Origin of the sequence: Candidimonas humi, assembly GCF_019166065.1 — a bacterium.
Lineage (GTDB): Bacteria > Pseudomonadota > Gammaproteobacteria > Burkholderiales > Burkholderiaceae_B > Candidimonas > Candidimonas humi.
On record NZ_JAHTBN010000017.1, the window covers coordinates 1 to 25,979 of the forward strand.

Genomic DNA, 25,979 nt, shown 5'->3' on the forward strand with positions numbered 1-25,979 from the left:
GCGCCGGGCGTATGGCTTCAGGAATTTTGAGAATTACCGCATGCGGGTCTTGGCCCAGTGCGGTTGGAACGGGGTGATTAACCGAGTGTGATGAATGCCCGTATCCCCCGATTATGGGGTAGAGCCATGAATGCCCGTATCCCCCGATTATGGGGTAGAGCCGATATCTCTTAGGAATTCTTGGTGGCGCATCCCTGATTCGAACAGGGGACCTGCGGATTATGATTCCGTCGCTCTAACCGGCTGAGCTAATGCGCCAAAGCGCGACACTATAGCATAATTTGGCCGCGCTGTGCCGCGCCTGCATGGGACCGCGCTCTCGGGCGATCAATGCTTGATTCTCAAGCAGCTTACACACTCACGCCGGCGGTCTTGATCACCCGGCCCCACTTGACGCTTTCCTCTTGTATTCTCCGGCCATAGCTGGCCGAGCCTCCCATCAGGGCCTCGGCGCCCTCGACCACCAGCCTGGACTGGAATTCGGGCGTGGCGGCCACATCCAGGATTTTCCGCTCGAGGTCGGCAACCACATCGGCCCCTACGGATTTCGGGGCGAGGATGCCGTAAGTCAGCGTGCTCTCGAAACCCTTGAGCTCGGGCACTCCCGATTCACCCATGGTCGGAACGTCCGGCAGCAAGTTCATGCGCTTCGGACTGGTCACGGCCAGCGCACGCAGCTTTCCGCCCTTGACCATGGCCATGGCCGCGGGGATGACGCTGAAGCAGAAATCCACCTGCCCGCCGGCGACATCCGTCAAGGCGGGCGCGGTTCCTTTATACGGGACATGTAGCGCCTTGGCGCCCAGGACCTGGAGCAGCATCTCTCCGGTCAGGTGGCCGCCCGTACCGGTGCCGCTGGAAGCAAAATTCATATCGCCCCCTTTGCGGCGCAGGGTATCGGACAGTTGCTGGACGCTGCGGATGGGGGATTTTTCCGGCACGACCAGAAGCAAGGATGAAGACGCAAACATGGCCACAGGCTGCAAATCGGTAGAGGCATCGAACTTCAGGTTCTTGTACAGCACGGGGTTGATCGACACGGTGCCGGTGTGCCCCAGCAGGAACATATTGCTTCGGGCCGATGCATGCACCACTTGCTCGGTGCCCAGGTTGCCGCCAGCCCCCGGCTTGTTTTCGACAATCACGTCCATCTTGAACATCTCGCCCAGGCTGTGCGCCATTTGCCGGCCCAGGACGTCATTGCCGCCCCCCGGAGCGAAAGGCACGATGAGGCGCATGACGGGGTTGCCGCGCTGTGCCCAGGCCGGGGCAGCCGCCACAGCGGCGAGGCCCAGCGCGGCAGCCAGCGCGCGGCGGCGGGACGGAAACGGGACGGCGGAACGAGCCATAGGGTCACCTCTGAGCTGTATCAGCTATATACGTTGTCGACATCGAGGCATTATCACCCAATCCGAAGCAGCGGCCGCCGCCCGGGCACGCATGCAGGAGCCCCTATTTCGCGGGATCCTTGCTGCGCTTGCGCGCGCCGATGCTGCTTTGCGTTTTATAAGTGACGCCGTGCTGCGCCAGGTATTCGCGTATCAACTGCCGCACTACTTGCGACGGCGTCAGGTCTTGCGCCTGGCACAGTTTTTCGAATACTTCTTTTTTTACGGGATCTACCAGAACCGTCAATCGGGCGCTCTTTGTTTCCATGGCTTTATCGGGCTATATGTTAATAGAATTATAATGATCGAATCGCCCGGCGCAAGTCTTCGTGCCGGCAGACTCGCGCCGCAGGCCCGCGCGGCCTGATACCCGCTACGCACTCCCCGCTCTCCAATATTCCCCCCAACCGACTCCCACGCCGGCACGGCAGCACTCGCGCCCGAGAGTTGCAGCCCCGTCAATAATCCACTCCAGGTCCGTGTACGGGACGCCTGCCGGCATGCACAAAAAATATAATGATATGATAATGTTCTTATCATATTCCACCCATACTCTACCAATCTCATGCACCTATGAAGCCGCGCATGTCCAAGGGACTCATCGGCGGGCGATTGGAGCGGATCCACTCGTGCCCTAAGCGTGGGCAAGGGGAAACACCGCGATGAGGAAGCCGCCGCGATGACGCACTTTCCGGTCATGCAAGCCGTGCTGCTCGCGGTCGCGGGCTGGCTCGTCGTCGCGTTGCTGGGACTGGCGGCGCTGCGCCGCACGCGCCTGGTGGCGCACGTGCTGTTTCCACTGGGTGCGGCCTGCGGGCTGGCGCTGTGCGTGCTGGGCCTGGCCGGAATATTCGGCCCCACGCAGCGCATGGTGCTGCCGCTGGGCCTGCCGGGGCTGCCATTCCACCTGCGCCTCGACAGCCTGTCGGCCTACTTTCTCGCGGTGCTAGGCATGGTCGGCACCGGCGTCAGCATTTTCTCGGCGGGCTATTTCCGCAAAGGCGAGGGCACGCCCGCGGGGCTGCTGTGCTTCGAATACCATGTCTGCCTGGCCAGCATGGCCCTGGTGCTGCTGGCCGACGATGCATACAGCTTCATGGTCTGCTGGGAAACCATGACGATATCGGCGGTCTTCCTGGTAATGGCCAATCATCGCAGCGCCGAGACTCGCCGTGCCGCCTTCCTGTATTTCCTGATCTCGCATGTCGGCGCGCTGGCGCTGCTATTGTGCTTCGGCCTGCTGCAGGCGCATTCGGGCGATTACACCTTCGACGCCTTGCGCGCGCAGCACTTGCAAGCCTCGTGGGCCTCGGCCGCGTTCCTGCTGGCTCTGTTCGGCTTCGGCACCAAGGCGGGCCTGTTTCCCCTGCACGTCTGGCTGCCCGAAGCGCATCCCGCCGCCCCCTCGCCGGTATCGGCGGTGCTCAGCGGCTTCGTCCTGAAGACCGCGCTGTACGGCATGCTGCGCGTGGCGTTCGACCTGCTGCACGTGCAACTGTGGTGGTGGGGCGTGGTCGCGCTGGTGCTGGGGCTGGCCACCGCCCTGCTGGGGGTCGTGTTCAGCACCATCCAGACGGACATGAAGCGGCTGCTGGCCTATTCGTCGGTCGACAATATCGGGCTGATGTTCGTCAGCCTCGGGCTGGCGCTGCTGTTTCGCGCCTACGGCATGAACACCTTGTCGGCCCTGGCCATGACAGTGCTGCTTTACCAAGTGGCCAGCCACGCGGCCTTCAAGAGCCTGCTGTTCATTGCCACCGGCTCGGTGCTGCACGCCACGGGCGAGCGCAACCTGGGGCGCCTGGGCGGCTTGATCCGCTACATGCCATGGGTCGCCTGGGCCGCGCTGGTCGGGGCGCTGGCCAGCGCCGGACTGCCGCCGCTCAGCGGCTTCGTATCCGAATGGCTGCTGCTGCAAAGCTTCCTGTTCACCACCGGCCTGCCGAATACTTTCCTGAACATGGCGGTGCCGCTGGTGGCCGCGGTGATCGCGCTGGTGGCGGCCCTGGCGGGCTATGCCATGGTCAAGTTCTTCGGCATCGTGTTCCTGGGCCAGCCGCGCGAGGCCCGGCTTGCACAGGCCCGCGACGCGGGCCGCTGGGAACGCGCCGGCTTCGCCTGGTTCGCGGCCTTGTGCGCACTGCTCGGCCTGCTGCCCGCGACTTTCATCGGCCTGCTGGACCGCGTGACGCATTTGCTGGTAGGTGCAGGCATGGGCCAGACAGCGGCCGAACGCGGCTGGCTGATGCTGGCGCCGCTGAATCCCGGGCGGGCCAGCTATATGCCGACGGTATTCTTGCTGTTCTTGCTGGCCTGCGCCGCGCTCACCTGGGCGGTCATGCACCGCAAGGGCCATGCGGCGCAACGCCGTGCAGCGCCCTGGGCCTGCGGCTATCCGGATTTCAACGCACGCATGCAAGACACGGCCGAAGGTTTCGGCCAACCGATACGCCGGGTATTCGAGCCGCTGTTCGGCATCCGTCGCCACCTGCCCTCCCCGTTCGACACGCAGCCCGAATACCGTGTCGAAGTGACCGACCGCAGCTGGCCGCTGTTCTATGACCCGATCGTGCGGCTGACGGCGCGCGCGGCGGCCTGGGTAGGCAAGCTGCAGGCCGGCCGCATCGCCGTGTATCTTGCCTATAGTTTCGCGGTCCTGGTCGCGCTGTTGCTGTGGGTGCGGCACTAGGGCCTGTTCACACTAAAAGGGGTACCACATGGTCACAAAACAAGCTGTCCATCAAGGCGCGAAGCGCAGCCGTGGTGGTTCCACGGCGAGCATGAGCAACGCCGAGGGGCGGGTTGTTTTGTGGCCACCCTGCGGGCTGGCGGGCAGAAGCACGCCATGCGTCGTTGCGGACTCGTTGCGTGGGGCGGCCACGCGGCCTCGCCCGCGCCTAGCCTGGCGGGCTTCTGCCCGCCAGTGTGGCACCCCTTTTAGTGTGAACAGGCCCTAATGGCCTCCGTCTACGCCTGGGTCTCGCAGGCCCTGGAGATCCTGCTGGCGCTGGCCGCGGCGCCGCTATTGACCGGCTGGGTCAACATCTGCCGCGCGCGCCTGCAGAATCGAGGCGCGCCCAGCATCTGGCAGCCCTACCGCATGCTGCGCAAGCTGTTCCGCAAGGAATCGGTGCTGGCCGAACACGCCAGTCCGATCTTCCGCGCCGTCCCTTATGTCGTGTGGTCGTGCATGCTGCTGGCGTGCGCGATCATACCCATGCTGTCGACCGACCTACCGCTGTCGCCCGCCGCCGACACCATTGCGCTGGTGGGCCTGTTCGCCGTGGCTCGCGTGGCCATTTCTCTGGCGGCCATGGACGTAGGCACGGCCTTCGGCATGCTGGGCGCCAGGCGCGAGATGCTGGTCGGCTTCCTGGCCGAGCCGGCGCTGCTGATGGTGCTGTTCTCGGCATCGCTGATCACGCAATCGACGCAACTGGCGCACATCGTCGCAGCGTTGAGCCATAGCGAACTGGCCATCTACCCCAGCCTGGCCTTCGCCGGCATCGCCTTCACCATGGTGTCGCTGGCCGAGAACGCGCGCATGCCGGTCGACAACCCGTCCACGCATCTCGAACTGACCATGATCCACGAAGCGCTGCTGCTCGAATATTCGGGCAGGCACCTGGCTCTGCTGGAATGGGCCGCCAGCCTGAAGCTCTATGCGTATTCCTGCATAGGCCTGGCGCTGTTCGTGCCCTGGGGCATCGCCCAGGCCCGCGACCCGTCCGCCATGCTGATGGCGCTGCCGCTGCTGTGCCTGAAGCTGCTGGCGGGCGGAGCCGCGCTGGCCCTGATCGAAACGCTGAACGCGAAGTTGCGGCTGTTCCGCGTCCCCGAGTTTCTCACCACGGCGTTCCTGCTGGCGGTGATCGGCATGCTCACCCACTTCCTGCTGGGGGCCTGAATGCACGGCTATACGACCCAGATCATCAACCTGCTGGCCGCCATCCTGCTGATGCTGTCGTTCGCAATGCTGGGACAGCGCCGCACTTTGTCCTTGATCCATCTCTATACCCTGCAAGGCCTGGCCTTGGCCGGTGCCAGCCTGGTGCTGGGCCATGCCTCGGGCGATCCGCAGCTGTACCTGTCGGCGCTGCTGACCCTGGCGCTCAAGGTCGGCTTGATTCCCTGGATCCTCTATAAGCTGGTGCGCCGGCTCGATTTGCGCGGCGACGTCGAGCCGCTGCTGAACATTCCGGCCACGCTGCTGCTGGGCATCGTGCTGGTGATCGTGGCGTTCAACGTCGCCGCGCCGGTCAGCGAGCTGTCTACGTCCGTGGCGCGCGCCGCGCTGGGCATCGCGCTCGCCTGCGTGCTGCTGTCGTTCATGATGATGATCACGCGCTCCCGCGCAGTGCCGCAGGTGATCGGCTTCCTGTCCATGGAAAATGGGCTGCTGTTCGCCGCCTCGGCCGCCACCAACGGCATGCCCATGGCCGTCGAGCTCGGCATAGGCCTGGATGTGCTGGTCGGCATCCTGATATTGGGCGTGTTCATGTTCCAGATCCGCGAACAATTCGACAGCCTGGATATCCGCCATCTCGAGAAGCTCAAAGATGATTGAAGCAAGCGCCCTGCTCCTGGTCCTGGGCGTCCCGCTGGCTGCGGGCGCATGCCTCGCGCTGGCGGGCCATCGCCGCCGCGCGCCGGAATTCAATATCGCATGCAGCTTCCTGACCCTGTGCGCGGCGCTGCTGCTGGCGGCGCAGACCGCGCGGCACGGCCCCGCGCTCGCGCTGGACGGGCTGTTCTTCATCGATCCGCTCAATGTGTTCCTGGTCTGCCTGACCGCCTTCGTGGGCTGGACCACCGCGCTCTTCTCGCGGCCCTACATGCGCATCGAACACGATCGCGGCCGCATGACCCTGCCGCGCATGCGCCTGTACCACAGCATGTACCAGTTGTTCCTCTTCGCCATGCTGCTGGCCCTGCTCACCAACAACCTGGGCATACTCTGGGTGGCGATGGAAGCGGCCACCCTGGCCACCGTGCTGCTGGTAAGCGTGTATCGCAGCCCCGCCAGCCTGGAAGCCGCCTGGAAGTACTTCATACTGTGCGGGGTCGGCATCGCGCAGGCGTTGTTCGGCACCATCCTGCTGTACCTGGCGGCGGGCAAGCAGCTCTCGGGCGCGGACGCGCTGCTGTGGACCAGCCTGGACGCCGTCAAGATCCATCTGGATCCGACGATCATGTCGCTGGCCTTCGTGTTCCTGCTGGTGGGCTACGGCACCAAGGTGGGCCTGGTGCCCCTGCACAACTGGCTGCCCGACGCCCACGCCGAGGGCCCCACGCCCATCTCGGCCGTGCTGTCCGGCCTGCTGCTCAATGTCGCCCTGTATGCGGTGCTGCGCTGCAAGGTCCTGGCCGACGGCGCCCTGGGCAACGGCCTGCCGGGCCGCTTGCTGATAGGCTTCGGGCTGCTGTCGGTGCTGGTCGCCACCTTGTCGCTGTTCCGCCAGAAGGACGTCAAGCGCCTCTTCTCGTACTCGTCGATCGAACACATGGGCCTCATCACCTTCGCCTTCGGGCTGGGCGGCCCTGCCGCGACCTTTGCCGGACTGCTGCACATGACCGTGCACTCCCTGGTCAAGTCGGCCATCTTCTTCACCGTCGGCCACGCCGCCCAGAAAGCGGGCAGCCAGGCCATCGCCCACATACGCGGCCTGCTGCGCATAAGCCCCACGGTCGGCTGGGGCATGGTACTGGGCACGCTGGCTATCCTGGGCCTGCCGCCCTTCGGCGTGTTCGCCAGCGAATTCCTGATCCTGACCACGACCATGAACACCCTGCCATGGGTCACGCCATTGCTGCTGTGCGCACTGGCGGTGGCCTTCGCCGCGATTTTCCTGCCCGTGCAGGCCATGGTCTTCGGCGACACGACACTCAAGCCCCTGGAGCACAGGCCGGCGCTGCTGCCGGTGTTCATCCACCTGGGCCTGGGCCTGGTGTTGGGGCTTTATATCCCGCCCCAATTGGCGGCATGGTATACGCAGGCCGCGGCCATGGTCGCGGGCGGCAATTAGGAGTCCGGCAGCATGCGCATCGCAGCCCTCGACCTATCCGGCAACACTCCCCTGGCGGCCGGCAGCGGCAACGCCGCGGTCGTGGCGCAGGTCGACGACGAGCGCTGGCTGGAAATAGCACGCGTAGCCCGCGCCGCGGACGACCGCCTGCTGTCGCTATGGGGCGCCGAATCGGCCGAGGGCGCATGCACGATACATGCCGCCTACGCCATGGAAGACGGGTTGCTCTGGCTGCAGTTGCCTACGGCCCGCGAGACCGGCTATCCCGATTTGTCGGCCGTATTTCCCTGCGCGGCGCGCATGCAGCGCGCCGTCGCCGACCTGCTGGGCCTGCCGGCCGCCGGCGCGGCCGACACGCGGCCGTGGTTGAATCACGGCGGCTGGCCCGCGCACTACCATCCGCTGGGCCGGGCCGCGAGCGGCACCGAGCGCTTCGGCCGCGGCACGGGCGATTACCCCTTCGTGCGCGTGGCTGGTGAAGGCGTGCACGAGGTCGCCGTGGGGCCGATACACGCGGGCATCATCGAGCCCGGCCATTTCCGTTTTTCGGTCGTCGGCGAGAAGGTCTTGCGCCTGGAAAAGCGGCTGGGCTATGCGCACCGCGGCATCGAAAAGCTCTACGCCGGCATGCCGCTGCAGCAAGGCCAGCGCCTGGCCGGCCGCAGCGCCGGCGACAGCACCGTGGCCTACACCTGGGCCTATTGCATGGCCGCCGAGCAGGCGCTCGGCGTGACAGTGCCGCCCCGGGCGCTATGGCTGCGCGCGCTGCTGCTGGAGCGCGAGCGCGTGGCCAACCATCTCGGAGACCTGGGCGCCCTGGGCAACGACGCAGGCCTGGGCTACGGGCTGGCACGCTTCTCGCGCCTGAAGGAAGACTGGCTGCGCCTGCACGACCGGATATTCGGCCACCGCTACCTGATGGACCTGGTAGTGGCCGGCGGCGTGGCTGCCGATATCAACGGCGAGCATGCCGGCGCGCTACGCGAACAATGCAGGCGGATCGTCAAGCAGGTGCGCGAGCTGCACAAGCTGTATGACGAACATCCCGGCCTGCAGGATCGCTACGGCGGCACGGGCATACTGACGCCCGAGGTCGCGGCGTACTTCAGCGTCTGCGGCCTGGCTGCCCGGGCCTGCGGCCGGCCCGTCGACATCCGCATCGACCACCCCTGCCCGCCCTACCGCGACCTGGCCGTGCCGGCCGTAACCGATACGCGCGGCGACGTGGCCGCGCGCGTCGCCGTGCGCTTTGGCGAAATCTATGCCAGCCTGGACCTGATCGTATCCATGCTGGATGCCTTGCCCGACGGCGCGCTCGCCGCCCCGCTGCCGGCCGCCGGGGCTCCCGCCCGAGGGCTCGGCTGGATAGAGGGCTGGCGCGGCGACGTGCTGGTGGCGCTGCAGCTAGGCGCCGACGGGCGCATCGAGCGCTGCCACTGCCATGATCCGTCCTGGCAGAACTGGCCCGCGGTGGAACATGCGGCCATCGGCAACATCATTGCCGACTTTCCGCTGATCAATAAATCGTTCAACCTGAATTACGCGGGGCATGATCTCTGATGTGGCAGATGCTGAAACAACTCGTGACCACGGACACGCCCAGGGAGGTGCCGCACCGGCCCACCCAAGCCGATATACCTGGCGTGGCGCAGGGGCCGGCGAAGCAAATCGGCCCGGGCGCAGCGGCTCCGGCGCAGGCACCCAAGGCCGAAACCAAGTCCGAAGGCATCCGGCGCGACACGGGCCACGGCATCCGCCAGGAAATACTCGACACCCTGGGCCGCGCCCTGTGCATACGCGTGATCGACTCGGGCTCGTGCAACGGCTGCGAACTGGAGATCAACGCGCTCAGCAACCCCTACTACAACATCGAGGGCCTGGGCATAAAGCTGGTCGCCAGCCCGCGCCACGCCGACATGCTGCTGATCACCGGGCCGCTGACAGTCAATATGCGAGACGCCGTGCTGCGCGCCTACGAGGCGGCCCCGCACCCCAAGCTGGTGGTCGCCGCGGGCGCCTGCGCCTGCACAGGAAGCATGTTCAAGGACAGCTACGCAGTATGCGGCCCCTTGTCGAAACTGCTGCCGGTGGACGTGACCATACCCGGCTGCCCGCCGCGCCCGGCCGAGCTGCTGCAAGGCATATTGACGGCGCTGCAGGGCGGACGCCTGTAAGCAGGCATTTCGGAATGAGGGCCACAGCTTGCCGGCCCATAAACGCGAAGGCCCCGCCTTTTGGCGGGGCCCTACTGCCGGTGTGGCAGTAACACCGCAGGACGCGGTGCCAGAGGAGCCGCTCCTCGGGAGCGGCTGAGCTGCCACTGTGGGGCAGTGAGGTTAAGATAACGCCAACAAGCCCGGCTCGCAACTCCGGACAAACACTAGTATCAATGTCCTGTGCGCTTGTGAAAATTACACTGGGCTTGCACAGGGCCGGCCCGGCGGCACATCGCCACGCGAGCAGGAAAAACGTCGAAAGATAAAATTTTCCAAGCCAATTGAAAGAAGATAAGCCAATATTTCCCATGAAAACATGGCTGCGCCGCGCAGCGGCGGCACTGTGCGGGCTCGCGCTTGCGGCCATGGCCTTGTCGCTGGCGGCCTGCTCCGGCCCGTCGGCCGGCGGCCCCGACTCGGCCTCGCGGTCGGGCGTGCAATTCTACGGAACCATAGATACCGGCGTCGGCTACGAGAAGACCACGAACTGAGAGAACCCGGCCATGCCCCGCAAGCGTATCGCTCGCGGGACACAGCCAGGCCCGGACGCTCAGACCTTCACGCCCAGGTATTTCTCGATCACGCTGCTTTCCTGCTGCAGTTGATCGGGAGTCCCCTCGTACACCATATGGCCGTTATTGATGATGTAGCAGCGATGGGCGAAGGACAAGGCGGCGCGCACGTTCTGCTCGACGATGACGATGGTGTGGCCATCGTCGGCCAGCTTGCGGCAGACCTGCATCAAGTCGCGCACGATCAGCGGCGCCAGGCCTTCGAAGGGCTCGTCCAGCAGGATGATGCCGGCATTGCGGATCATCGCCCGGGCGATGGCCACCATCTGCTGCTCGCCCCCCGAAAGCTGCTTGCCCCGATGGCGCCGGCGTTCGCCCAGCCGCGGGAAAGCCTCGTATACGGCGTCGATCGGCATAGGGTTCTCGGCCGACATTGCCGCCAGCAGCAGGTTCTCGTGCACCGAAATCGAACCGAAGACGCGCCGTTCCTCGGGAACCAGCTGTATGCCTCGGCGCGCCAGTTCGTGCGGCGCAAGATTCTGTACCTCGACCCCTTTGTGGCGAATGATGCCGGTCTTGGGCTTGACGACCCCCATCAAGGATTTCAGGGTCGTGCTCTTGCCCGCGCCATTGCGGCCCAACAGGGCGACCACCTCTTTTTCCTCGACGCGCATGGACACATCGAAGAGGATGTGGGAATCCCCGTAGTAACTGTTGATTTTCTCGACCTCAAGCAGACTCATGCTCGTCCATTCCTCCGAGGTATGCTGCCTGAACTGCGGGATCGGCGCGGATTTCGTCCGGAGTGCCTTCCGCCAGCTTGCGGCCTTCATATAGTACGGTTATGCGTTCGGCCAGCTCGAACATTGCGTCCATGTCGTGCTCGACAATGACCATGCTGCGGCCCTTGCGTATCGACTTGAGCAGCGCCACCACGTGCACGCGCTCTTCGGGCCCGAGGCCAGCCAGCGGTTCGTCGAACAGCAGCACATTGGCGCCGGTGGCCAGGGCCAGCCCGATTTCCAGCCGGCGCTTCTCGCCGTAGGGCAGTTCGGACACCAGCGCGTCGGCGCGGTGCGTGAGCCCCACCAGATCGATGGCGGCGTCGACCTGCTCGTCGAGTTCGGGCACGCGATGCAGGCCGCGCAGCATGTCGGACTTGAAATTGCCGCGGCTGCGCGCCAGTACCGGGATGATGGTGTTCTGCCGCACCGTCAGGTGTTCGAACAACTGGTTGATCTGATAGCTCTTGCTCATGCCCATCTGGCACACGGCCGTCACGCCGATGCCGGTGATCTCGTCGCCGCGCAGGAATACCTGGCCGCGCGTGGTGGGCAGTTCGCCGGCCAGCATGCCGAAGAACGTCGACTTGCCGGCGCCGTTGGGGCCGATCACGCCGCGCATTTCGCCTTCGGACAGCGAGAAGTCGACATCGCTGACGGCGGTCAGGCCGCCGTACTGCTTGGTGATGCCGCGCGCCTCGAGCACTGCCTTGCCCTCGCCCACCGGCTTGGCCGGCACCAGCTTCAGGTTGGCGCGGGCGTCGCCGTGCAGCTCGGGCTGTTCATCGTGGCTGCGCGACTTCTTGAACCACTGCACCCAGCCGGCGATGATCGCGCCGGCCACGCCGTGCCGGAACAAGGTGATGAGCAGCACGAATATCACGCCCAGGATCAGCTTCCAGTAGGCGCCTATGCCGGCGATATTCTGCAGGCCCTGGTACAGGCCCAGCCAGATGCCCGCGCCCAGCAAGGGCCCCAGCAGCGTGCCGGCCCCGCCTATCACCGTTTGGATCACCAGCTGCGCCGAAGTATCCAGCGCGAAGGCGTCGGGCGGCATATAGGCCTGGAAAATGCCCAGCAGGCCGCCGGCCAGGCCGCCGTATGCCGCGGCAATGACGAAGACGCACAGCTTGTAGTGGTGGGCCGAATGGCCCAGCGCCACCGTGCGCCGGGGATTGCCCCGGATGGCTTTGAGCACCGCGCCGAAAGGCGAGCGCACGATACGCCGCGCCACGAGGTAGCCCACGTAGAAGAACACCGCCACGAAGCAGTACATGGGCCAGCCGCTGGATATATGCAGCGTGATGAAGCCCAGGTTGATGACCGGAGGCGGCACGCCTGCGATGCCGTTCTCGCCGCCCGTGTAGGCCTTGAAGGAAGAGTTCTCGAGGAAATAGAACATCTCGCCGAAGGCCAGGGTGCTCATGGCGAAGTAGATGCCGGTGCGGCGCAGGGTCAGGTAGCCGATGACCAGGCCGGCCACGGTGGCGACCAGGGTGCCCACCAGCAGCGCCAGCAGAATATGCGAAGTGGTGCTGGTAAGCATGTAGGCGGTGACGAAACCGCCCGTGCCGTAGAAGGCCGCCTGGCCGAAGGACAGCAGGCCGGTATAGCCGAACAGCAGGTCGAAGCCCAGGCCGAACAGGCCCCAGATCAGCACCCGTGTCAGAAGATCGGCATCTATGTGCAGGGCCGGGGCCACGAAGGGGGCCACGATCAGGCACAGGCCCACCACCATTTCGGGCACTTGCCTGCGCAGCACCCCGCCGGGACGATTGTGCGCGCTCATTCGCGGCCCTCCTGTCCCATGATGCCTTGGGGCCGGAAGATCAGCACCAGGGCCATTGCAACGAACAGCATCACATCTGAATATGCGGGATCGAACATGGAGGTAAGGCTGAGGATTTCGCCCGCGATGATGCCGCCGATGATGGCGCCGGGAAAGGACCCGACCCCGCCGAGGACCACCACGACGAATGAATCTACCAGCACCCGGAAGCCCATGTCGGGCGCCAGGGTGACAATGGGCGCATCGATCACGCCCGCGTATCCGGCGGCCATCGCGCCGATGCCGAATACCAGGAGGAAGATGCGCTTGACGTTGATGCCCAGTATGTTGACCATGAGGGAATCTTCGATCCCCGCGCGCACGATCAGCCCCAGGCTAGTGCGGTACAGCACGAGATACAGCACCACCAGGGTGCCCGCCGAAATCAGCAGCGCCTGCAGGCGGTACAGCGGATAGATCAGCGAACCTATGTGCACGATGCCCTGGCCCCAGGCGGGCGTCGGCACCGACAGGCTGACGCCGCCGAAGATGCCGCGCACGATCTCGACCAGGATGATGCCTATGCCGAACGTGACGAGGATCTGGTCTTCGGGCGGGCGGGAATAATACAAACGCACCAGGCCGCGCTCGACGACCAGTCCGATGACCAGCGCGACGAGGGCGCCCACCACGATGGCCAGCACGAACGAATTGCTGGCGCCGTACACGACATAGCCGGCATACGCCCCCACCACGAAAAATGCCCCGTGAGCAAAATTGACTACGCCAAGCGTGCCGTAGATGATGGTCAAGCCAGTACTGATAAGCGCCAGCAACAGGCCCGCGGCGAGCCCATTGAATAGCTGCGATAAAAACAACGACATGCTTGGCATGCAGTTCCCCCTTCTTCCTTCTTGTATCTTGCGAGATTTCTCAGGCCGGGGCCCGGCCGTGCACGCAGGGTTGCCCCTGGGCGCACGAACGGGCCCCGCGGGCCCGGGGCGTCAGGCCGGACCCATCTTGCAACCCAGCAAGCCGACCGGGGGCAGATAGTCGGCGCCATTGATGACGTCGACGATATCGAACAGATCGGCCTTGTTCTTCATGTCGGCCGGCTTCTTGCCGCGCACAATGGGGAAATTCACCACGCCCTGGTGGTCTGCGCCGCGGAACCACACATCGCCCACCGGCCCCTGGCGTTTTTCACCCTTCTCGTAGGCCTTGATGACCTCGGGCGTGTAGAAGGTTCCGGCGCGTTCGATGGCGTCGGCCCACAGCGCAGTGTTGAGGTACGCGATATAGGCGGAGTCGTGCGGCTTCTCGTTGAATTTCTTCTCGAAGGCAGCGACGAAGTCCTTGGCGATCGGGTAGCGGTCTTCCAGCGTCCACCAGAAGCCCATCGAGCCGTACACGCCCTGCATCACCTCGGCGCCCACTTCTTCGCCCAGGAACGGGGACATATAGGGCACCACCAGCTTCATCTTGTCGAGAATGCCGAACTGCTTGGCCTGCTTGACCGAGTTGGCGGCGTCCGCGCCGTAGTCGATCACCACCAGGGTGTCGGCGCCGCTGTTGGCGATGTTGATCAGGTACGAGCTGTAGTCCTTGGCGCCCAGCGGATGGACCTGCTGGCCGACGGTCGTCCAGCCTTCCTTCTCGGTGAATTCCTTCATCGAGTCGTAGGTGGTGTGGCCGTAGGTATAGTCGGGCACCAGGTAGACCGCCTTGCGGTTCTTGCCCAGCGACTTGGCCAGCACCGGCGAGATCGCCTTGGCCGCCATGTAGGCGAAATAGCACAGGCGGAAGCCGTAGCGCTGGCAATCGACGCCGGTGGTTTCGTTCGAGCCGCTGATGGCCGCCAGGTACAGGGTTTTTTCGCGGTTGCAGACCTTTTGCAGGGCGATGGCCACGGCGCTGCTGACGCTGCCCGAGATCATCATGGCCTTGTTTTCGTGGATGAAGCGGGTGGCCGCCTGCACCGCCGAGTTGGGCTTGGTCTCGGCGTCGATGACGCCGACTTTCACGGTCTTGCCCAGAATGCCCTTCTTGGTCAGAGGGGAGATCTTCTTGATTTCGGCAGCGCCGGCATTGAGTTGCTCGACGGCCAGTTCATAGCCCTTGCGTTCGTCCGCGCCTTCGGCCGAATACGGGCCGGTCAGGTCGACGGTGAGACCGATGAACACAGAGTCGCCGCTGACGCCCGCGGGATAATTACCCACGGCCGGATATTTATCGGCCGCCATGGCCACGCCCGACAGCCCCGGCAGCAGCGCGCCGCCCGCGGCGGCGCCCAACCCTACCTTGAGTACTGTACGGCGGTCTACGCCGGCCGCTTGCTTGGTCCCCTCGTTACTGTCAGCCATCCTTTTCTCCTTTGGGTGTGAATACACGATTCAATTGCTCTTGGCAGAATGCGGGCGCGAAGGCCGGCACAGGGACGGTGCCGCCCTGCCGCGCTACGCTTACGCCCGCCAGGACGGCTCGCCCGATCGGCCCGATCAGGACCGTCCATCAAGCGCATTTCCGTCCGGCGTATATGTACACAGAGCGTCTTACGTGAATCTTACATATGGTCGCAATCTCGGCGCGCCGGAAGCCCCGGCGGGCCGCCACCCCGCAAGGCGCTTGACGGGCGGGCGCTTGCCCGCACCCCGTAGGGGATTTCCCTGAAATACGGGATTGATAACGCTTCGGGCCGCATATTGCGGGCCTGCTGCGCCGCGGCACATGCGTCCAGATCCACGCCCCGCAGCGGCCGCCGCAGCCGCATATTTCAGGTAGGAAATCGAGGGCAGATCAAAGTTCAATTTGTCACATCAAGGCGTGAAATTGTCTGCTACCCTAACCTTACTTCGCGCATGCGGCGGCACCTTGAAACAGCCCCGCCGCGGCGTGGTCCCGGGATGCGCATCAAGCCCCCCCCGCAAGCCGAATAAGCATAGAACGGATCGCCATTTAGGCAAGCCGCCATCCCAATATAAACTGGCTGGACACATCCGCCCGCATACTTTCGAAGCGGGCAGCAATTCGCATCATGCCGCCGCCAGCGGCATCTCTCGACAGGCCCGAAACGGGCCTCAATGGACGACCCCGTGCGACGACGCAGCGGGATCTCGTCCGACCACCCGCCAAGCCGTCCCAAGACCGGCACGATACATAAGGAGAACTGCCATGAACGACATCGTCGATACCTTTTCGGCCCAGGCGCTGAAAATCGCGGCTCAATACGAAGGCGGCCAGGTTGCCTTCGCCGACCTGACCGGGCTCGCGGACGAATTTGCCGCGAAGCTTACCGAACAGCTCTCGGATCTGCCGGAATCGCAACGCCCGCCCGTCACCGCAGCACTGGAAAGCCGGCTCGACGAGCGCGTCAAGGAACTGGACCCGGACAGCCGCGGCGCCCAGGCCCTGGGCGAGCTCTTGCAGTCGCTGAACCGCACGCCCATATATTGATTGAAGCGTCGCCCTCGGGCGCCTGAAACCCAGGCGCCCGTCACCCCACCGGCGCTGCGGCCGCAGCGCCTTTCTGCGCCTCGCCCTGCGCATTCCCTCTCCCCTCCTACCGCACCGTCCGCCCGCCGCGGCAAATAAGCCGGCGCCGCTCCCGCCATCGCGAACGGCGATGGACTCCATCGCGGAAATGCCCTTATGAGGCGCCGACGATCCCGCTAGACTTTTCCATGTGCCTCGCCACGCTTGCCGCTGCGGCTTTCCCGGCGGGACGAGGTTCAATTGCTGCGCCCCCGAGTCCGAAGAACGGCAGCACACAACGGAGACAAACCCATGAGCCAGTCCATACGCCGCCGCCTGCTCGGCGCGGCCCTTGCCATCGCCTGCGCAGGCGGCATCGGCCAGGCGCGCGCCGCATATCCCGACCACCCCATACGCCTGATCGTGCCCAGTTCGCCCGGTTCCACGCTCGACCTGGTGGCGCGCACCTACGCGCCCACCCTGAGCGCCGGACTCGGGCAGCCCATCGTCATCGAGAACAAAGCGGGGGCCTCGGGCATTACCGGCACGCGCGAGGTGGCGACCGCCAGCCCCGACGGCTACACCCTGGGCATGGTGTCATCCAACCATGCGGTCAATCCCAGCCTGCACAAGCACCTGCCCTATGATTCGATCAAGGGCATCACACCCATCAGCATCATCGGCTCTACGCCGCTGGTACTGGTCGTGCCCGGCAAGTCCCCGTACAAGACCGTAGACGATCTGATCGCCGCCGTCCGGGCGCATCCCGGCAAGATCAACTACGGCTCGGCGGGCACCGGCACCGCCCTGCACCTGGCCGCCCTGCTGTTCGCCTCGAAGGCCGATCTGGACATGGTGCATATCCCGTACAAGGGCGGCAATCCCCTGATCACCGACCTGATCTCGGGCCAGATCGATTTCGCCTTCCTGGGCACACCTTCAGTCATCGCCCAGGTCAAGGCCGGGACGCTGCGGGCGCTGGCCGTGACCACGCTGCATCGCTCGGAGCTCCTGCCCGGGGTTCCTACTTTGAACGAGTCGGGCCTGAAAGGCTACGACTACGATCCATGGATCGCGCTGATCGGGCCGCCCGGACTCGCACCCGCCCTGACCCACAAGCTGCAGCAACACCTGCACCAGGCCTTGAGCCGCAAGGATGTGCAGAAACAATTCGACGTCCAGGGCTTCGTCGCCACGGGCGGCACGCCAGGCCAGGCCCTGGCGACGTTCAAGCGGGACATCGAATCCAGCGCCGCCTTGCTGAAAGCCGCCCACGTCAAGACACTGGACTGAGCCGACACCCCCACGCCAGGCGCCTATACTGGCGGCTTGTCCCGCTAGATCCGGCCCATGGATGGCCGCAGAGGAAAGCCACGGTGTGGAAAGTCGACCCCATGTCGCTGCGCCTGTTCGTCGCCGTATGCGAACAGGGCAGCATCGCCCAGGCCGCGCAGCGCGAGGCCATGTCGGCCGCGGCCATCAGCAAGCGCATTGCCGACATCGAGAAAGACATAGGCACCCCGCTGCTGTCGCGCAGCCAGCGCGGCGTGACGCCCACCGCCGCGGGACAGGTGCTGCTGCGCAGCGCCCGCAGCCTGATCAGCCAGATCAACAAGCTGCAATGCGAATTGAGCGAATATGCCAGCGGCATCCAGGGCCATGTCCGGCTGCTGGCCAATGTATCGGCCATCAGCGAATTCGTGCCCGAAGAGCTGACCGCTTTCTTCAAGAAATACGAACGCATCCGGGTCGACCTCGAAGAACGCGTGAGCCCCGAAATCGCCCAGGGAGTGGCGGACGGCGCCGCGGATCTGGGCATCTGCCGGGATTTCGTACCCACGGAAGGCCTGCAGGTGATTCCCTATCGTACGGATCACTTCGCAGTCGTGGTGCACGATACCCATCCGCTGGCCGGACGCGCCTGCCTGCGCTTCGACGAAACCTTGCACTATGACCAGATAGGCCTGTCGCCCAATGCCTCGATCAATGTGCTGATGACGCGGATCGCGGCGGAAAAAGGCGTGGAATTGCGCTACCGCACCCACATCACAACCTTCGACGCGGCCTGCCGCTTCGTGCAGGCGGGCCTGGCCGTAGCCGTACTGCCTATCGAGGTGGCATGCCGCTACACCACAAGCTACGGGCTGAAAGCCATACCGCTGGAAGATGCCTGGGCGACGCGCCGCTTCATCATCTGCTGCCGCCAATCCGACAGCCTGTCGATCCCGGCGCAACGCCTGCTCGACCACCTGATCGAACGCATGCCTGCCACGCCGGCCGCCCGGCCCGCCCACACAAAGAAATAGCCTCGGCAGACTGGCTCACGTGCCAAGACGGCCCGGCGCCATCGCCGATCGCGATGGACTCCATCGCCGGCAAACGCTTATGCCCGGCCTCGCGCGCCGCTAGACTGTATGCCATACCCGATACACCGAGGAGCGCCACCATGGCCCAGAACAGACCTTGCGTCGTCGTCCAGGAAGTAGGATTGCGCGACGGCCTGCAAAGCATTGCACAGACGCTGCCCACGGCAGACAAGCTGCGCTGGATCGACGCGGCCTATGCAGCCGGCGTGCGCCACATGGAGGTAGCCTCGTTCGTGCCCGCCCGCCTGCTGCCCCAGATGGCCGACGCCGTCCCCGTCGTGGCCCACGCGAAAACCCTGCCCGGGCTCGTCGTAACCGCGCTCGCGCCCAATCTGCGCGGAGCTGCCGATGCCCTGCAAGCGGGCGCCGACCGCATCGTGGCCCCGATCTCCGTCAGCCGCGCGCACAGCCAGGCCAACGTGCGCCGCGCGCCCGAAGAAATGGTTGCCGAATTCGGCAGGATGCGCGCGCACCTTGCGGGCAGCCCGACGCAACTGATCGCGGGACTGTCGACCGTATTCGGTTGCACACTGCAAGGCGCGGTGCCGCAGGCCGACGTATGCCGCATCGTGGCCGCTTGCCTGGACGCCGGGGCTGACACCATCGCCCTGGCCGACACCACGGGGCACGCCACACCGCTGCAAGTGGGCCGGGTCATCGAAGCCGTGCGCGAAATCGCCGGCGAGCGGCTCACGGCCATGCATTTTCACGACACTCGCGGCATGGGCCTGGCCAACACGGTCGTGGCGCTGGAGCACGGCATCCGCGAATTCGACGCCACCCTGGCCGGCCTGGGAGGCTGCCCGCACGCTCCGGGCGCCACCGGCAACGTCGCGGCCGAAGACCTGGTCTTCATGCTCGAGAACATGGGCTACGATACCGGTATCGACCTGGCCCGGCTCGTGGCCGTGCGCGACATCCCGGCCCGCGCCCTGCCGCAAGAACCCCTGTACGGCAGCATCGCGCGCGCCGGCATACCCGCAACCTATCCCTACCAGCCCTGAGGCTGCCGCATACATCATGGAATACGCTTCCCCGCAAGACGACACCCCCGACGACCTTCCCCTGCAAGGCATACGCGTAGTGGAAATGACCCACATGGTCATGGGCCCGACCTGCGGCATGATATTGGGCGACCTGGGCGCCGAGGTCATCAAGGTCGAGCCCCCGGGCGGCGATCGCACACGCACGCTGCTGGGCGCGGGCTCGGGTTTTTTCCGCACCTTCAATCGCAACAAGAAAAGCGTCGCCCTCGACCTCGAAAAGCCCGCGGGCATCGAGGCGCTGAACAAGCTCATCGAGACCGCCGACGTCTTCGTCGAGAACTTCAAGCCGGGGCGCATGGCCTCGCTGGGGCTGGATTACGCGACGCTCAAGCAGCGCAACCCGGGCCTTATCTATGTGTCACACAAAGGCTTCCTGCAAGGCCCGTACGAAAAGCGCCTGGCGCTGGACGAGGTGGTGCAGATGATGGCCGGCCTGGCCTACATGACGGGCCCGGTGGGCCGGCCGCTGCGCGCAGGCAGTTCGGTCAACGACATCATGGGCGGCATGTTCGGCGCCCTGGGCGTAATCGCCGCGCTATTCCAGCGCACCCGCAGCCACAAAGGGCGCGAAGTGCAAAGCGCGCTGTTCGAGAACTGCGTGCTGCTGTCGGCCCAGCATATGCAGCAGTACGTCGTCACCGGGCAGGCGGCGCGGCCCATGCCCGAGCGCATCAGCGCCTGGGGCATCTACGACATCTTCGAGCTGGCCGGCGGCGAGCAAATGTTCATTGCCGCTACGGGCGATGCGCAATGGCGCACCCTGTGCGACATCATCGGCCGCGCCGATCTGCTCGCCGACCCGCGGCTGGCCAGCAATAACGACCGGGTGCTGGCGCGCGACTGGCTCATACCGGAATTGCGCAACACTTTGCAGGGTTTCGACGCGGCCGCGCTGGCCCGGGTCTTCGAGGAAAAAAGCATCCCCTTCGCGCCCATCACCCGGCCCGAGCAACTGTTCGACGACCCGCACCTGATCGCCAGCGGCGGGCTGGGCCGGCAGGAACTCGAAGACGGCACCGACACCCCCATTCCCCTGCTGCCGATTTCGCTGGACGGGACGCGCCTGCAGCCGCGCATGCCTATCCCGCACATCGGCGAGCATACGGCCGAAGTCCTGCGCGAGCTGGGCTACACCGAAGCGCAGATACACGAACTGGAGCCGGCGGCCGGCTAGCGCATTTTCGGTCCAGATAGTTACAGTCTTCGAAGCACTGCATGTGGCGGAGCGGCGGGAAGGCGGTAAATATTTGCTTCAGACTTGCTTCAACCCGACGCCAGTGAGGGCGCGGACCGCGCCGGAGTCGGCCTGCGCCGGCAACACGGAAAAGGCCCGGTCACGGGCAAGCGCGGTTCGGCCCCTCAGACAGCAGGCCCTTCGGACTCTGCAACATCCAGTCTATGGGCAACACCGAGACGACCGTGGGCCGCGCGCTGCTGCCCCTCGATCGCTACAGCATCCAGTCTATGGGCAACACGGAAAGCGTGGACACGCCCAGCCGCAGCCAGAAGCTCGTGCCTGGCTCGGTGTCGTAGACAATGATCTTCTTGCCTTTGTGTTCGACCCATTGCAGCTTGCCCTGGGGGCTGAGCCGCACCCGGTAGGCGCGCACCAGGACGCTGCCGCCCAGCGCTTCCGGAATGGCGCGCGCCATGTCGGCGCTGTCGATTACGAAACCCATTTCCGTATTCAGCTTGGCCGAACGCGGATCGAAATTGAACGACCCTATGAATATGCGCGAGCGATCGACGGATATGGTCTTGGCATGCAGGCTGGAGGCCGACCGGCCGGTCAAGTTCCGGTAGCGCGGCTGCGGGCCCGAGAACTCGCGCTTCATTTCGTATATCTTCACCCCGGCGCGCAATAGCGGCTTGCGCCACTTGGCATAGCCGGCATGGACCACCGCCACGTCGGTGGCTTCCAGGGAATTGGTCAGGATCGTGACCTTCACTCCCTTGCGCGCCAGATCCTCGAAATAGCGCGCGCCTCCGGCCGTAGGCACGAAATACGGCGATACGAGCTGCATTTCGTGTTTCGGCGTACCCAGGATGCTGTCGAGCTTGGCCGGCATCATTTCGTCGGCGGGAGCCTGCCCCAGGCCCTTGGCCGGATCGTCGCTGACCATGTGCGTTACCGCCCATTCGAAAGGCGGATGGTGGCTGCGCAACTCTTCGGGCAAGGGCAGATGCGCCAAGGTCCTCAGATATGCGCGCCCCACCGGCTCCTTGCGCAACTGCGCGGCATGGGCCGCCAGCACCGCCGCCGCGCCCGGCGCCGCCGGAGGCAAGATGCGGCCGACCGGATAGGCCGACGCGCTGGCCCAGTACCGATCGAAATCATGCGACACCGCCTTGACCACCGGCCCTATGGCCATGACATCCAGGTCGACGAACAGGAAATCCTGCCCGGCGCCGAAATATTCGTCGCCGATATTGCGCCCGCCTATGATGGTGGCCTGGTTGTCAGCCGTGAACGACTTGTTGTGCATGCGCCGGTTCAGGCGGCTGAAATCGGTCAGGTAATCCAGGAAACGCCAATGGCGATGCAGGAAAGGATTGAACAGCCGTACCTGGATATTGGGCTGGGCGGCCAACGCCGCCAGGATGCCGTCGAGATTGCCGGCCTCGTTGTCGTCCAGCAGCAGCCGTACCCGCACCCCGCGCTGCGCAGCGCGGCGCAGGGCGTCGAACAGCATGATGCCGGCAATATCGTCGTGCCAGATGTAATACTGCACGTCCAGCGAACGTTGCGCCATTTGCGCCAGCCACAGGCGCGTGGCGAATGCGGCCGGCCCGTCGGCCAGCGCGATTACCCCCGACTTGCCGGGATGCTGCCGTGCCAGCGGAACGAATTCCCGGCCCAGGGCCGTGTCCTGGGTGTGCTGCAGCGCCACCGACTGGCTGCGGCCCTGCAGAGTGGGCAACTGGGCGCAACCGGCCAACAAAAACACCCACAACAGGCAAGCCCCGCGCACGGTCCGCAGCAGGAGCCCCGCCCAGGCCAAGCCGGTTGCCCCGCGCGGCACTGCCGGACGGCAAAGATCCGCAGCCGGAGATATCCCGCTCATGCTCTTACACGCTCATGCGGCCACACCCTATGCAATCTGCGCGTCCGCCACCCTGGAGCAGGCGGCGTCCGTGCGGCTCAGCCTCGATCCGCCTTGCGTGTGCCCACCGCGACGGGATCGCTGGCCGGAAAGGTTTCTTCCAGCCCTTCGTCCAGACTACCCTGCTCGCCGCCGGTGGCCGGTGGGGCGTAGCCTGCCTTGGCATCGCGCCTGGCTTGCCTGGTGACGATCTGCACGGGATCGCTGGCGGGAAACGTATCGTCCAGCGCTTCGTCGAGACGATCCTCGAGCCCGTCTTCATGGGCCGGGAAAGGAGTGCTGTTCGCTGCATCCTCGGCTTTTCGATTCATGTTTCGTTCCTCCGTTAGTTGGCCGGCGCAAGCACAGGCCCGCACACGGGCCCGCAATATGCTGCACGCCAGCGGGGCTCGGCCCCGCGACGGGCTCACGCTTGCACACATTAGCTACTATATCCGCATCTACCGGCTTGTATCACCTTATCCCGCCCCGGCCACGCCTCTCTCCTGCAATAGCAACAGGATGTTCTGCCCGAAAATGGCGCGCGCCGTCGCGGCCCTGCCGGCGCCGCTACAATGCCCGCATGAAAATGCGCCTCCTGCTGCTGAGCCTCCTGGCCATGATCGCCTACTGGTACTGGGTCGGCCGCAGGGCCCGGCCCGCCACCTGGCGCGACTACCTGCATCGCGCCTATCGCAGCGTGGCGGTGGGTATCGGCGCCTATTTCCTGTTGCTTCTGGTCATGCTGCTTTACCTGTTTGCAAGCGGCTCCTGACCTGGTCCGTACCCCCGCCCCGGACGCCTCGTCCCAGGCCCGCCCCAGGGGCCGTATCACGTTCGAAATCCTGCCGCCGCATGGTCGCCAAGGGGCGCTTGCGCGAAGCAGAAAAATGAAATGTAATACCCTTTACATGTACTTGCGAGAAATGCAAGTGCAGCGTAACAATACAGTTGCTTGTCGACGCAATATTTCAGCTGAGCAAAATGCGCTGTCATCTCTTCTTTGGCATCAAATTGCTGGCCACAGGCGCATTGCTGGCCTGGTGCCAGAGCACGGTGGCATCTCCGGCCGAATGGCCGGTATCCCCATCGCGGCTGGTACTGTCATCGTCCTACGGGACACTGCGCGTCAAGACCACCGATTACATCTACGAATCGCACCTGCTGCTCGACGGCAAAGAAGTGCAGCCGAACATGGTGGGCTTGCTGAACATCCCCTATGCCTTTGCGCTGCCGGGCAAGCTTTCGGCCCTGATATCCGTGAACACCGGCAGCAGCCTCTGCCCCGTGCAGTATCGCTGGGTGACGCTATACAAGGGGGGCTATAACGTTTCCAAGCCCTTCGGCTCTTGTTCCAGCCAGATCAGGGTATCGGCGATCGGCCGCAGGTTCGAGCTTGCCACGCCCAGCAACGTCACGCCCAACAAGGTCGACGTCTACGTCTACGACGGCCGCAACATCAAGCAGCGCGTGCGCTGAGGCCGGCCGCTACAATACCGGGGTCTGCTCCTTCCCCGGCCGCGCATACCCATGGAAAAACACGGCATCGCCACAATACGCGTATGGGACCTGCCTACACGCCTGTTCCATTGGGCCCTGGTGGCCTGCGTGCTGGGCTCTTTCATAACCGTCAAGCTGGGCGGCCTGTGGATGACCTGGCACGTGCGTTTCGGCCTGACCATACTGGGGCTCATTGTTTTCCGCATCATCTGGGGGTTCTGCGGGCCGCGCTACGCAAGGTTCGCGCAATTCGTCCGCGGCCCGCGCTACGTACTGGATTATCTGCGCGGACGCCGCCTGCATTACGCGGGCCATAATCCCCTGGGCGCCCTGTCGGTGCTGGCCCTGCTGGCATCCTTCGGCTTCCAGGCGTTCAGCGGCCTGTTCGCCAACGACGACGTGATGACGACCGGGCCCCTGGCCTACCTGAGCGATTCGCTGTCCGACACCATGACCGGCCTGCACGACATCAACCAATGGATCATGGTCGCCCTGGTATGCGTGCATGTGGGCGCCATAATCTGGTATCGCCGCGTGCGCGGCATAAGGCTGGTCGGGCCCATGCTCAGCGGCGATGCGCCGATCGCAGCCTACGCCCTGGCCGAACACCCCGCGGCGGACGACTCCTGGCGCTACAGGCTGAGCGCGCTGCTGCTTTGCGCAGCCATCGCCGCGCTCATCTGGTGGCTGCAAGGCCTGGCTCCCGTTGCGGATTTTTCCTAGATAGCGACAGCGTTGCGGTTCCGCGAGGCAACGACAGGCATGGACGGGCAGCGGATATTCAAATAGCCCCAGCTGCGGCCATGGCTAGTGCTGCCGTCGCTAGCGTTCCAAGGCATCCGGCCCGCGACCGGGCCAAGTACCCCCGAAACGGCTATCCGCCAGATTCGTTGGCTATCGGCTGCTAAGCCGGCGTGCCGCTGTATGGCTCAGTCGGCACGAGCGCCAGCAGATTCTCCACTGCGGGTGCCAGTGGGCCGGACCGGTAAGCGACGCCCAAGGTGGCCCGCAAGTCCGTCTCTTTCAGCGGTACATAGCGCACATCGTCTATGCGCGCATGCTGCATGCAGGCCGGAACAATAGTTACGCCCAACGAACTGGCGACCAAATTGATGGTGGACGAAATTTGCGGTGCGTGCTGAACGACTCTGGGGCTGAATCCCAGCGTTTCGCAGGCGGTAACTATCATGTCCGACAAACCGAAGCGCGTGGCGCGCGGGTAGAGCACAAAAGGCTCGTCCTTGAGCTGTTCCAGCCCCAGGGACTTGCGCCGCGCCAGCCTATGCTTGCGCGGCAATGCCACGACCATAGGCTCGGTGGAAATGAGGCTGAAGTGCACGTCCTCGTCCATGCCGATCGGAAGCCTGACGAACGCGATGTCTATGCGCCCCTGGCGCAGCAACTGCACGAGATGCACGGACCGATGTTCCTCCAGCGTAATGTCGACGCGGGGATAGCGGTCGCGATAACGCCGCAACGCCGTGGTGACTTCTGTACAGAACGAGGCCGACTCGGTGAACCCTACCCCGACGCGCCCCACCAGCCCTTGCGCGCTTTGCCGACATCGCGTTGCAGCCTTGCCCACGCGGTCCAGAATTTCCCTGGCGTCTTCCAGAAGCACACTACCCGCCTCGGTCAAGCGTACGTTGCCGGGCAGCCGATCGAACAGGCGCACGCCCAGTTCGCGCTCCAGCATTTTTATTTGATAGGTCAGCGGCGGCTGCGCGATGCCGATACGCTGTGCCGCTCTCGTGAAATGCAGTTCTTCCGCTGTCACGACGAAGTATCGAAGATGGCGTAAATCCATAGGGTTGCCCCGCC

Annotated in this window: 24 protein-coding genes and 1 tRNA gene; 15 read left to right on the forward strand and 10 right to left on the reverse strand. The window is 64.9% G+C overall.

Going from position 1 to position 25,979, the window contains the following annotated elements:
• Positions 1–181: 181 nt before the first annotated feature.
• From KVP10_RS20495 to KVP10_RS20505, 3 genes are all read right to left on the reverse strand, one after another.
• Positions 182–258 (reverse strand) — tRNA-Met (locus tag KVP10_RS20495).
• Positions 259–350: 92 nt separating this feature from the next.
• Positions 351–1,349: a Bug family tripartite tricarboxylate transporter substrate binding protein gene (locus tag KVP10_RS20500; RefSeq protein WP_217966617.1), complete on the reverse strand. Its 999-nt coding sequence runs from the start codon at positions 1,347–1,349 to the stop codon at positions 351–353.
• Between the two features lie 103 nt (positions 1,350–1,452).
• On the reverse strand, positions 1,453–1,656 hold the full coding sequence (locus tag KVP10_RS20505; RefSeq protein ID WP_217966618.1) for a ribbon-helix-helix domain-containing protein: 204 nt from the start codon (positions 1,654–1,656) through the stop codon (positions 1,453–1,455).
• Positions 1,657–2,085: 429 nt separating this feature from the next.
• On the opposite strand from KVP10_RS20505, the gene hyfB reads away from it, so the two are divergent.
• From hyfB to KVP10_RS20540, 7 genes are all read left to right on the forward strand, one after another.
• A complete protein-coding gene (gene hyfB / locus KVP10_RS20510) occupies positions 2,086–4,077 on the forward strand; it encodes a hydrogenase 4 subunit B (protein WP_376811004.1) in 1,992 nt (663 codons plus the stop codon).
• Between the two features lie 267 nt (positions 4,078–4,344).
• Positions 4,345–5,295, forward strand: a complete 951-nt coding sequence (locus KVP10_RS20515; RefSeq protein WP_217966620.1) for a respiratory chain complex I subunit 1 family protein — start codon at positions 4,345–4,347, stop codon at positions 5,293–5,295.
• A complete protein-coding gene (locus tag KVP10_RS20520; RefSeq protein WP_217966621.1) occupies positions 5,296–5,955 on the forward strand; it encodes a formate hydrogenlyase in 660 nt (219 codons plus the stop codon).
• A complete protein-coding gene (locus tag KVP10_RS20525) occupies positions 5,948–7,414 on the forward strand; it encodes a hydrogenase 4 subunit F (protein WP_217966622.1) in 1,467 nt (488 codons plus the stop codon). Before KVP10_RS20520 ends, KVP10_RS20525 begins: the two co-directional genes overlap by 8 nt.
• Before the next feature lie 12 nt (positions 7,415–7,426).
• Positions 7,427–8,974 carry a hydrogenase large subunit gene (locus KVP10_RS20530; RefSeq protein ID WP_217966623.1) on the forward strand — a complete coding sequence of 516 codons (1,548 nt, stop codon included), beginning with the start codon at positions 7,427–7,429 and terminating at the stop codon, positions 8,972–8,974.
• Entirely contained in the window at positions 8,974–9,588 is a 615-nt protein-coding gene (locus KVP10_RS20535; RefSeq protein WP_246600891.1) for an NADH-quinone oxidoreductase subunit B family protein, read from the forward strand. The genes KVP10_RS20530 and KVP10_RS20535 overlap by 1 nt, the downstream gene beginning before the upstream one ends.
• A gap of 350 nt (positions 9,589–9,938) precedes the next feature.
• The gene (locus KVP10_RS20540) at positions 9,939–10,121 is read left to right on the forward strand and encodes a hypothetical protein (RefSeq protein WP_217966624.1); all 183 of its coding nucleotides are present in this window, start codon (positions 9,939–9,941) and stop codon (positions 10,119–10,121) included.
• Between the two features lie 59 nt (positions 10,122–10,180).
• Here KVP10_RS20540 and KVP10_RS20545 read toward each other — a convergent pair whose 3' ends face one another.
• From KVP10_RS20545 to KVP10_RS20560, 4 genes are all read right to left on the reverse strand, one after another.
• On the reverse strand, positions 10,181–10,885 hold the full coding sequence (locus tag KVP10_RS20545) for an ABC transporter ATP-binding protein (RefSeq protein ID WP_217966625.1): 705 nt from the start codon (positions 10,883–10,885) through the stop codon (positions 10,181–10,183).
• Positions 10,872–12,713 carry a branched-chain amino acid ABC transporter ATP-binding protein/permease gene (locus KVP10_RS20550; protein ID WP_217966626.1) on the reverse strand — a complete coding sequence of 614 codons (1,842 nt, stop codon included), beginning with the start codon at positions 12,711–12,713 and terminating at the stop codon, positions 10,872–10,874. The genes KVP10_RS20545 and KVP10_RS20550 overlap by 14 nt, the downstream gene beginning before the upstream one ends.
• A complete protein-coding gene (locus tag KVP10_RS20555) occupies positions 12,710–13,576 on the reverse strand; it encodes a branched-chain amino acid ABC transporter permease (protein ID WP_246600892.1) in 867 nt (288 codons plus the stop codon). Before KVP10_RS20555 ends, KVP10_RS20550 begins: the two co-directional genes overlap by 4 nt.
• A 120-nt stretch (positions 13,577–13,696) precedes the next feature.
• Entirely contained in the window at positions 13,697–15,055 is a 1,359-nt protein-coding gene (locus KVP10_RS20560; protein ID WP_217966628.1) for a substrate-binding protein, read from the reverse strand.
• Positions 15,056–15,863: 808 nt separating this feature from the next.
• Between KVP10_RS20560 and KVP10_RS20565 the strand changes: the two genes are divergently transcribed.
• The 5 genes from KVP10_RS20565 to KVP10_RS20585 all read left to right on the forward strand — a co-directional run bounded on the left by KVP10_RS20565 (position 15,864) and on the right by KVP10_RS20585 (position 20,749).
• Entirely contained in the window at positions 15,864–16,145 is a 282-nt protein-coding gene (locus KVP10_RS20565; protein WP_217966629.1) for a hypothetical protein, read from the forward strand.
• A 330-nt stretch (positions 16,146–16,475) separates the two neighbouring features.
• On the forward strand, positions 16,476–17,456 hold the full coding sequence (locus KVP10_RS20570) for a Bug family tripartite tricarboxylate transporter substrate binding protein (RefSeq protein ID WP_217966630.1): 981 nt from the start codon (positions 16,476–16,478) through the stop codon (positions 17,454–17,456).
• An 83-nt stretch (positions 17,457–17,539) separates the two neighbouring features.
• Positions 17,540–18,469, forward strand: coding sequence for a LysR family transcriptional regulator (locus KVP10_RS20575; protein WP_217966631.1), 930 nt, complete (start codon positions 17,540–17,542; stop codon positions 18,467–18,469).
• A gap of 140 nt (positions 18,470–18,609) precedes the next feature.
• A complete protein-coding gene (locus KVP10_RS20580) occupies positions 18,610–19,533 on the forward strand; it encodes a hydroxymethylglutaryl-CoA lyase (protein ID WP_217966632.1) in 924 nt (307 codons plus the stop codon).
• A 16-nt stretch (positions 19,534–19,549) separates the two neighbouring features.
• Positions 19,550–20,749: a CaiB/BaiF CoA transferase family protein gene (locus KVP10_RS20585; protein ID WP_217966633.1), complete on the forward strand. Its 1,200-nt coding sequence runs from the start codon at positions 19,550–19,552 to the stop codon at positions 20,747–20,749.
• 274 nt (positions 20,750–21,023) lie between these two features.
• Here the strand turns inward: KVP10_RS20585 and KVP10_RS20590 are convergent, their stop codons facing one another.
• Together KVP10_RS20590 and KVP10_RS20595 are read right to left on the reverse strand one after the other, a co-directional pair.
• Positions 21,024–22,640, reverse strand: coding sequence for a phospholipase D family protein (locus KVP10_RS20590; RefSeq protein ID WP_217966634.1), 1,617 nt, complete (start codon positions 22,638–22,640; stop codon positions 21,024–21,026).
• 77 nt (positions 22,641–22,717) lie between these two features.
• A complete protein-coding gene (locus tag KVP10_RS20595) occupies positions 22,718–22,990 on the reverse strand; it encodes a hypothetical protein (RefSeq protein WP_217966635.1) in 273 nt (90 codons plus the stop codon).
• 251 nt (positions 22,991–23,241) lie between these two features.
• Between KVP10_RS20595 and KVP10_RS20600 the strand changes: the two genes are divergently transcribed.
• From KVP10_RS20600 to KVP10_RS20610, 3 genes are all read left to right on the forward strand, one after another.
• Positions 23,242–23,433, forward strand: coding sequence for a hypothetical protein (locus KVP10_RS20600; protein ID WP_217966636.1), 192 nt, complete (start codon positions 23,242–23,244; stop codon positions 23,431–23,433).
• 209 nt (positions 23,434–23,642) lie between these two features.
• Positions 23,643–24,137, forward strand: a complete 495-nt coding sequence (locus tag KVP10_RS20605; RefSeq protein ID WP_217966637.1) for a hypothetical protein — start codon at positions 23,643–23,645, stop codon at positions 24,135–24,137.
• Between the two features lie 51 nt (positions 24,138–24,188).
• Positions 24,189–24,881, forward strand: coding sequence for a cytochrome b/b6 domain-containing protein (locus KVP10_RS20610; RefSeq protein ID WP_217966638.1), 693 nt, complete (start codon positions 24,189–24,191; stop codon positions 24,879–24,881).
• A 181-nt stretch (positions 24,882–25,062) separates the two neighbouring features.
• Here KVP10_RS20610 and KVP10_RS20615 read toward each other — a convergent pair whose 3' ends face one another.
• Positions 25,063–25,965, reverse strand: a complete 903-nt coding sequence (locus KVP10_RS20615; protein WP_217966639.1) for a LysR family transcriptional regulator — start codon at positions 25,963–25,965, stop codon at positions 25,063–25,065.
• Between the last annotated feature and the right edge of the window lie 14 nt (positions 25,966–25,979).